At 45.5% G+C, this 7,349-nt stretch carries 9 protein-coding genes and 1 pseudogene; 4 read left to right on the top strand and 6 right to left on the bottom strand.

Features of this window, described 5'->3' with window-relative positions; all coding sequences use genetic code 11:
- Positions 1-272 precede the first annotated feature (272 nt).
- Complete coding sequence (locus QUA16_RS27580) at positions 273-506, bottom strand: hypothetical protein (RefSeq protein WP_333107431.1); 234 nt, start codon at positions 504-506, stop codon at positions 273-275.
- A gap of 616 nt (positions 507-1,122) precedes the next feature.
- On the opposite strand from QUA16_RS27580, the gene QUA16_RS27585 reads away from it, so the two are divergent.
- Positions 1,123-1,347: a helix-turn-helix domain-containing protein gene (locus tag QUA16_RS27585; RefSeq protein WP_333107432.1), complete on the top strand. Its 225-nt coding sequence runs from the start codon at positions 1,123-1,125 to the stop codon at positions 1,345-1,347.
- A gap of 63 nt (positions 1,348-1,410) precedes the next feature.
- Here QUA16_RS27585 and lipB read toward each other — a convergent pair whose 3' ends face one another.
- Positions 1,411-2,094: a lipoyl(octanoyl) transferase LipB gene (lipB, locus tag QUA16_RS27590; protein WP_333107433.1), complete on the bottom strand. Its 684-nt coding sequence runs from the start codon at positions 2,092-2,094 to the stop codon at positions 1,411-1,413.
- Between the two features lie 151 nt (positions 2,095-2,245).
- On the opposite strand from lipB, the gene hpf reads away from it, so the two are divergent.
- Together hpf and QUA16_RS27600 are read left to right on the top strand one after the other, a co-directional pair.
- Positions 2,246-2,899, top strand: a complete 654-nt coding sequence (hpf, locus tag QUA16_RS27595; protein WP_333107434.1) for a ribosome hibernation-promoting factor, HPF/YfiA family — start codon at positions 2,246-2,248, stop codon at positions 2,897-2,899.
- Between the two features lie 175 nt (positions 2,900-3,074).
- Entirely contained in the window at positions 3,075-3,713 is a 639-nt protein-coding gene (locus QUA16_RS27600; RefSeq protein ID WP_333107435.1) for a Uma2 family endonuclease, read from the top strand.
- Between the two features lie 130 nt (positions 3,714-3,843).
- Here QUA16_RS27600 and QUA16_RS27605 read toward each other — a convergent pair whose 3' ends face one another.
- From QUA16_RS27605 to QUA16_RS27620, 4 genes are all read right to left on the bottom strand, one after another.
- Complete coding sequence (locus QUA16_RS27605) at positions 3,844-4,302, bottom strand: peroxiredoxin (RefSeq protein WP_333107436.1); 459 nt, start codon at positions 4,300-4,302, stop codon at positions 3,844-3,846.
- A gap of 11 nt (positions 4,303-4,313) precedes the next feature.
- On the bottom strand, positions 4,314-4,520 hold the full coding sequence (locus QUA16_RS27610) for a hypothetical protein (RefSeq protein WP_333181493.1): 207 nt from the start codon (positions 4,518-4,520) through the stop codon (positions 4,314-4,316).
- A gap of 201 nt (positions 4,521-4,721) precedes the next feature.
- The gene (locus QUA16_RS27615) at positions 4,722-5,618 is read right to left on the bottom strand and encodes a metal ABC transporter permease (protein ID WP_333107437.1); all 897 of its coding nucleotides are present in this window, start codon (positions 5,616-5,618) and stop codon (positions 4,722-4,724) included.
- Positions 5,619-6,086: 468 nt separating this feature from the next.
- Positions 6,087-6,896 carry a metal ABC transporter ATP-binding protein gene (locus QUA16_RS27620; RefSeq protein ID WP_333107438.1) on the bottom strand — a complete coding sequence of 270 codons (810 nt, stop codon included), beginning with the start codon at positions 6,894-6,896 and terminating at the stop codon, positions 6,087-6,089.
- Positions 6,897-6,998: 102 nt separating this feature from the next.
- On the opposite strand from QUA16_RS27620, the pseudogene QUA16_RS27625 reads away from it, so the two are divergent.
- A pseudogene (locus QUA16_RS27625) lies at positions 6,999-7,349 on the top strand (hypothetical protein); the annotation flags it as partial.

The raw sequence follows: 7,349 nt of genomic DNA on the forward strand, positions 1-7,349 counted from the left end.
GTCCCGCCCGTCCTTTTTGGACGGGCGGGACGCCCATCCCACAATAACAATTAAAATTGTAAGTTATTTAATTCGCGCTCCTAAGTACAGACTGTTAAAATTATCTCTAGAATACCCCCAAGTCTCGCAAACACCGCCGCGTTAATTCGATTCGATATTTAGCATCCTTACTGTTGAGTTTTTAAGTGATTGGGTAGAGAATTAAGCCTGATGTTTTTGATGATTTAAGAACGATCGCACTTTGCTCAAGAAAGGGCGATCGCCCTTAAAGATTATTCTTTCCAGTAACGGGTTAAAATCCGCATTACTTCGCCTGCGATCGGGGACGGTAAAGGCGGGCTCCATTCACCAACTTCTGCAAAACCCAAAACGTGCAGCAGATTGATGAGGCTTTCGACTCCTTTGGGAATCCCGCAAATCAACAATCGGATCGGTTGCTTTCCGATGGGTGCGTCGGGAATTTCTTCGCGCAGGAGTTCGGGAACTGACTTTGGCTGTGATATCATCAGAAAAATGGGTAGAAACCCCGTCCTTTTAGGACGGCTTTACAATTGAATGGGGGGGGGAGGATTAGTCCCCCGTTAAGCTTGCTACCGCCTTGGAACTACTAAATGCCGTGTACTTTTGTGCTGTACTTTCGTCGGGACAATTGCCGGCTGACACTCTTTGTCCTGTACGCATAGCAAGTGGCGGTAAGCCCGTGTGTATATATCCCTTCGCTACTGACTATTCGAGAGGTTACAGACTAGGGAAGCATCCAGTAACGTCGTTCGGTGTACCACCACCAGATAGTTCAGTTTGGGTTCTTGACCCGCAAGCTAGACACTGTTTTAGTCTCAGATTTAAAAGGTGGTGAGCCTTTCTCTTCTTTGCCCCATGCCTTTAGGCTGGGGTTGGTGACGAGTTTTAACTACAAAATAGTCGGATAGCGATCGCCCTTAAGTTTTCCAGGCCCAGGGGCGATCGCTTTTCCGTTTGTACATCCTCAGCATAGTTCATTTTCTGAATTTAGTCAACTGCCAAGCTCAAATAATTTACCGTAGCGGTTAATTAAAGGATAGTGAAGGTTGCGGGATGGTAACATCAGCTTGCAAACTCCAGGCTATTAATTGAGCATCAACAGTGGTCATCCGTTGGAAATTGGCAGTTGTAATGGCCGAGCGAAATATCAGCAACAAAGAGTTGGCTGCTTTGGTGGGGATGCACCCAACTTCGTTTTCGAGACTCAAAACCCGCCGTCGCCTCACGAGAATTGACGAATCCACTCTCAATGCTCTGTGCAAAGCGCTAAACTGCCAACCGGGCGATTTAATGGTGTATGAGGAAGACGAGCCCGATCGCACTTAAAAAACCGACTGCGGTTAGGAGTAGGGTTGACAGCGACGCACCCTACACATTCGTGAAGCGAAGCTATCCCGTAGGGAATCGCACTATTTCCAGTGCAAAAACGCGAGCAAACTCAGCGACAAGGATCGATCGCACTCGATCGACCTCAATTCCGGGGATAAACTGCTCTAAACTCCCAACAGGTCGATCGGGAATCCCGCAAGGTACAATTTGCCCAAAACCGGCCAGATCGGGACAAACATTTAAAGCAAAACCGTGCATCGTAATCCAGCGGCTGACTTTAATGCCGATCGCCCCTACCTTGCACCCATCCACCCAAACCCCAGTCATACCGGGAACCCGCGAACCCTTCAACCCCAAAACTTCCAGCACCCCCAGCAGCACTTCCTCTAACTGCCGCAAATACCAGTGCAAATCAGGCTGGTGACGGCGCAAATTTAAAATCGGATAGCCCACCAATTGGCCCGGACAGTGGTAAGTCACCTCGCCGCCCCGCTCAACTCGGTGCAGTTCCGGCAGAGTTTGGCTTGGGTCAAATTTCAGAAATTCCAGCTTTGCTCCCATTCCCAAAGTGTAAACCGGCGGATGTTCCAGCAAAATCAGGACATCTGGCAAATCAGGCCTGTCGCGGCGTTCTTGCACGAGTTTTTGCTGGATTTCCCAAGCTTGGGAGTAGGGAACTTGTCCCCAATCGAGGAGCAAGCAGGGTTGTGCATTTAGCGGTTGAGGGATTAGAGGAGAAACCATGCAAAAAATCAATAGTATTTTTACGGAATATTGGCGCAGTTTAAATCAAGAATTGTCAACATATAATAAAAGATTTGGAAGATAAGTGTTTTCCAGAATACATAGTGCTACTGTATAAAATATACCCAAGTTACAGAAGGGAGGGAGCTCTATGAAGCTTGTTATCCAGGGTAAAAATATAGAAATCACCGATGCGATTCGCGATTACGTCAATCAAAAGGTGGAAAAGGCAGTTAGCCATTTTCAAACTTTGACTACGGAAGTGGACATACATCTATCGGTGGCTCGTAACCCCAGGATCAATCCTAAGCAGACTGCTGAGGTGACAATTTATGCTAACGGCAGCGTGATTCGGGCTGAAGAAAGCACGGAAAGCCTGTATGCAAGCATAGATTTGGTTGCCGACAAGATAGCTCGTCAACTGCGGAAATTTAAGGAAAAACGTCACGACCACAAAATCCAGAGTAGTGCCAAAACGGTTACGGTAGTTGAAGAACATCCTGTAGTAGCGGATCTGATTGGCGATCGAACTCCCGAACTTCCTGCTGAGGTGGTACGGACTAAGTATTTTGCTATGCCTCCAATGACGGTGCAAGAAGCTTTGGAACAATTGCAGATTATCGATCACGATTTCTATATGTTCCGTAATGCGGAAACAGGCGAAATTAACGTACTCTACGAACGCAAGACTCACGGTGGCTATGGAGTTATCCAACCCCGGCACAGCAACGGTAACGGTAATAGCAAAAATGGCAAAACTGCCGAAAGCGCTACATCTGAAAAATCGAGTGTTGCAAAAAGCTAGATAATTGCTGAGTGCTAATTGTTAATGGCTGCAAGTCGTTAGCAAAAAAGGACTAAAGTCCTTACTACAAACCACGAGTTTTTAGTAAGGACTTTAGTCCTTTCTTGGTTTTTTAAGATAATGATTCGTAGTAAGGATTTGGGTGAGATTTTCTAGAGAAAACGGATGAACAATTATGCTATTGGAGTTAAGACAATTAAAGATTCAACCGGGTCAGCAATTACTGGTTGAGGATGTTAACTGGCAACAATTTGAAAGTATTTTGACGGAATTAGGAGAACGTCGTGCTTCCCGACTTTCCTATAGTAACGGACGGTTAGAAATTATGGTTCCTCTGCCCGAACATGAAAAAGCCAAAGAAATTATTGGCGACATGGTAAAAATTTTGTTGGAAACACGACAAATAGCATTTGAGTCGTTAGGTTCCACAACGTTGAAAAATGAACGCATGAGTCAGGCTGTAGAACCGGATACCTGTTTTTACATTCAAAATCAAGCAGCAGTTATAGGTAAAAATCGCCTCGATATGAGTGTTGATCCGCCCCCAGATTTAGCGATAGAAATTGATCTTACCTCTCGCACGCAGTTGGATAATTATCAAATTCTAGGAGTGCCGGAACTTTGGCGATACGCACGGCGAGGGCTACAAATCAACGTTTTGCAAGCCGAACAATATATTGAGTCTGATGTTAGTCCCACTTTCCCCAATATCCCGATTGTCGAACTGGTGAATCAGTACACTCAGCAGAGTCAAGTTGCTGGTAGAACCCACGCTATTCAAGCTTTTAGAAATTGGGTACGGGAAAACCTCTAGTCTGAGAATTTCAGTTCTCACTAAAAACCGTTAGTTCGCAGTCAGGAATTTAGTTTGTTCTTGGTTTTTTAGACAATGAGGCATGAGGACTTTCGTCCTCACTACCAACAATATATTTAAGCAAATCCATCTAAATTTTGATGGTTTCTAAAGTTTTGAGTGCTTCGGCAACGTGTGCTTTGAAGTCTAACATGGAGTCAAAAATATGCTTGACAACGCCTTCTTTGTCAATGACATAAGTTACTCTACCGGGCATAATCCACAGGGTAGCTGGAACTCCGTATAATTGCCGCACTTTGTTGCCAGTATCGCTCAGAAGTGTAAAGGGTAGCTGATATTTTGCAGAAAATTGCTGGTGCGATTGTTGCGAATCTTCGCTAATTCCTATGACTTCTGCACCTGCGTCTTTGAAGACTTCGTAGCTATCTCGAAAAGCGCAAGCTTGGGTGGTGCATCCGGGTGTGTCGTCTTTGGGATAAAAGTAGACTATGACGTTTTTTTTACCTTTAAAATCTTTGAGGCTGACTGATGTGCCAGTTTGAGATGGTAAGGTAAAATCGGGGGCGGTGTCTCCTACTTTGACGGTCATGTTTTTTTAACTTAGTAGATATGTTTGCGGGAAATTTTAACTTTTGTTATTGTACTGTCTTTTGTGACGAATAGTTCGCAGTTGCGATCGCCCGCTGCGACAGCCTCCCATTTTTGCTTTCTCGCACTCCTAAAAAAAACCGTTTTTACCAAATCTGGATGCAGCCGACGATTCGCAGTTATGGGGATTAATTCTACAGGCTTTTTTGAACCGCACATCCACGGGGATTAACGAAAATTCTTATTAACAATGGGATGGGCGACGCTGAAGCGTTACTACTGAGATGCTGCACCATTCTCAATAAGCTTTTTATGAACAGGCAAGATGCCTGTTCCACAAAGAGTGAATTTTCTTGTGGAACAGGCATCTTGCCTGTTCTTGAGAATTGTGCAAGATGTGAGTTACTACAAAGTTATTTGTTATCGGCCTTTGGTTAAATTTTTTAATTCCCGCCAGATTGGAGGAATTTGACCGGAGTGTGTGCGGGGCTGGGTGAGGATTCCTTGAGTTGGACTGAAGAGCAATGATAGCACAAATAATCCCGATGCAACTAAAACTATTGCGGGGCCGGATGGCAAGTTATAGAAGTAGCTGAGATACATTCCGCTAATGCTGGAAATAACACCGATTATTGCGCCTAAAATCATTACTTGGTGCAGGCGAGTGACTAGGAGATAGGCGGTACTTGCAGGTGTAATTAATAGGGACAAGACTAGCACTACGCCAACGGCTTTGAGGCTGGCAACTATTGTGAGGGCGATGAGTACCATCAGTCCGAAGTTGAGCAGGTTTACTGGCAAACCTGTTGCTTGCGCTCCTAATGGATCGAATGTGTAAAATAGCAGTTCTTTGTAAAAGAATACTACAACTAATAAGACTACGGCGACTATGACGGCTGTGTCGATCGCATCTTCAGCCGTAACCCCCAGGATGTTGCCGAACAGAAAGTGGTTGAGGTCGATTTTGTTGTCTTTTTGGACGATCGTAATTAGGGTGATGCCGAGGGCGAAGAAGGCTGAAAATACGATGCCCATTGCCGCGTCTTCTTTAATTGTCGATCGAGCTTTGATCCAAGCTATGATTACTGTACTCAAAACTCCGGCAATGAAAGCACCGATAAAGATATTTGCTCCGAGGATAAATGCGATCGCCAATCCGGGCAAAACCGAGTGGCTGATGGCGTCTCCGAGCAAGGCCAGCCGCTGTACCATTAGGTAGCTGCCGACGATCGCGCAGACGATGCCGACGAGAATGGCAATTACGAGCGATCGCTGCATGAATCCGTACTGTAACGGCTCAATTAAGGTTTGTATCATAAAATTATAAAATCACAGTTAACTAATGACTAACAACCAAACTAAACCGGTTTGATCTGAGATGTTGCACCATTCTCAATAAGCTTTTTAGGAACAGGCTTTTCGGCCTGTTCCACAAGAAAGAAAATTCACTCTTTGTGGAACAGGCATCTTGCCTGTTCTTGAGGCCTGTTCGACAAGAAACTTCACTCTTTGTGGAACAGGCCGGAAAGCCTGTTAAGCGAGAATAGTGCAAGATGTGAGTTGGATCTGAGATTTATCGTTGCCCAATTCAAGATTATCAAAAAAACCGCGTTCAAGAGTGTAACTCCTAGATTAATGACCAAGAATTTCTTGATGGTACCCGCCACGTGATTTATCCGTGGAATCCCAAATCGAAAATCGAAAATCCTCAAGCCCCCGCATTTATCCGCGGGGTCAATCTAAAATCTAAAATCTAAAATCTAAAATCGATTGACTGCTGGCTAATTAAGCTGCTTGTCCGGCAAAGAACATTACTTGTCCGCCGTAGGCACGGTAAAGGTTTTCTTTTGTTAGCACTTCTTGGCGGGGACCAGCGGCAATTAATTCTGTATTTAGCAAAATTAAATCGTCAAAATTCGTAATTGATTCGCCTAAGTCGTGGTTGACTACTAAGACGATTTTCCCGGCATTTGCTAGCTGGTGGAAGATGTCGAAAATGATATTTTGAGTTTTTTGGTCAACGCCGACAAACGGCTCGTCAAAGCAGAAAATAGCAGCTTCTTGGGCTAAGGCTCTAGCTAGAAATACTCGCTGTTGCTGTCCGCCGGAAAGTTGCCCGATCGGTCTGTCTTTGTAAGCACTCATGCCTACTCTTTCTAAGGCATCGGCAGCGGTGCGGCGGCTAGCTGCCGAGAAGCGGCGAAACCATCCGGCTTTTCTGACTCTTCCCATCATCACGACATCCCAAACGGTGGCGGGATAGTTCCAGTCAATTTGCGATCGCTGGGGCACGTAGGCTACTGTTTCGAGTCGATCGGCGATCGCTTCTTCGCCCCAGGTAACAGTGCCGCGATCTGCGGGAATTAAGCCCAACATTGCTTTGATTAGCGTGCTTTTGCCGGCACCGTTGGGGCCAATAATACCCGTCAGCCTTCCGGGTTTAACGGAAAGATTGATATCTCTGAGTGCCTCTACCGTGCGGTAGTTTACTGCTAAGTGCTTAACAGCGATAATTTCAGTGTCGGTAGCGCTGTCTTTGAGGTGGCAAACCATTTTAGACCAAGGATTCTCGTTGGGGAAGGCGGCGGTATTCATGGGGGTGAGTCTATCTCCTTTTTATTAAGTTTACTGTAAAAATGAAAACAATATGAAATCATCGGTAAATAGGAATAATCTGGAACGCACGAGAGGTAGATAATGGGACAGTGCAAGCTCGAAACCCCTCAAACCATAGGTTTGGCGGCGAAAATCTCAAGTCGGTTAAAACTCAGATGTTGCACCATTGTCAATAACAGGCAAGATGCCCGTTCCACAAAGAGTGAGTTTTCTTGTGGGCTGGGCATCCTGCCCGTCAAGAACGGGCAAGATGCCCGTTCCACAAAGAATCAGTTTTCTTGTGGGACAGGCATCTTGCCTGTTCCTAAACAAGTAATTGAGAATGGTGTCAGATGTGAGTTAAAACTGATATCTTCCACCCTTCTCAAGAACGGGCAAGATGCCCGTTCCACAAAGAATGAGTTTTCTTGTGGGGTGGGCATCCTGCCCGTC

Source organism: Microcoleus sp. S13_C3, assembly GCF_036700905.1.
Lineage (GTDB): Bacteria > Cyanobacteriota > Cyanobacteriia > Cyanobacteriales > Microcoleaceae > Microcoleus.

Excerpts from the sequence above, each read along its gene's own strand:
- QUA16_RS27580 (WP_333107431.1), bottom strand. The coding sequence starts at position 506 with ATGATATCACAGCCAAAGTCAGTTCCCGAACTCCTGCGCGAAGAAATT.
- lipB (WP_333107433.1), bottom strand. The coding sequence starts at position 2,094 with ATGGTTTCTCCTCTAATCCCTCAACCGCTAAATGCACAACCCTGCTTG.
- hpf (WP_333107434.1), top strand. The coding sequence starts at position 2,246 with ATGAAGCTTGTTATCCAGGGTAAAAATATAGAAATCACCGATGCGATT.
- QUA16_RS27600 (WP_333107435.1), top strand. The coding sequence starts at position 3,075 with ATGCTATTGGAGTTAAGACAATTAAAGATTCAACCGGGTCAGCAATTA.
- QUA16_RS27605 (WP_333107436.1), bottom strand. The coding sequence starts at position 4,302 with ATGACCGTCAAAGTAGGAGACACCGCCCCCGATTTTACCTTACCATCT.
- QUA16_RS27610 (WP_333181493.1), bottom strand. The coding sequence starts at position 4,520 with ATGTGCGGTTCAAAAAAGCCTGTAGAATTAATCCCCATAACTGCGAAT.
- QUA16_RS27615 (WP_333107437.1), bottom strand. The coding sequence starts at position 5,618 with ATGATACAAACCTTAATTGAGCCGTTACAGTACGGATTCATGCAGCGA.
- QUA16_RS27620 (WP_333107438.1), bottom strand. The coding sequence starts at position 6,896 with ATGAATACCGCCGCCTTCCCCAACGAGAATCCTTGGTCTAAAATGGTT.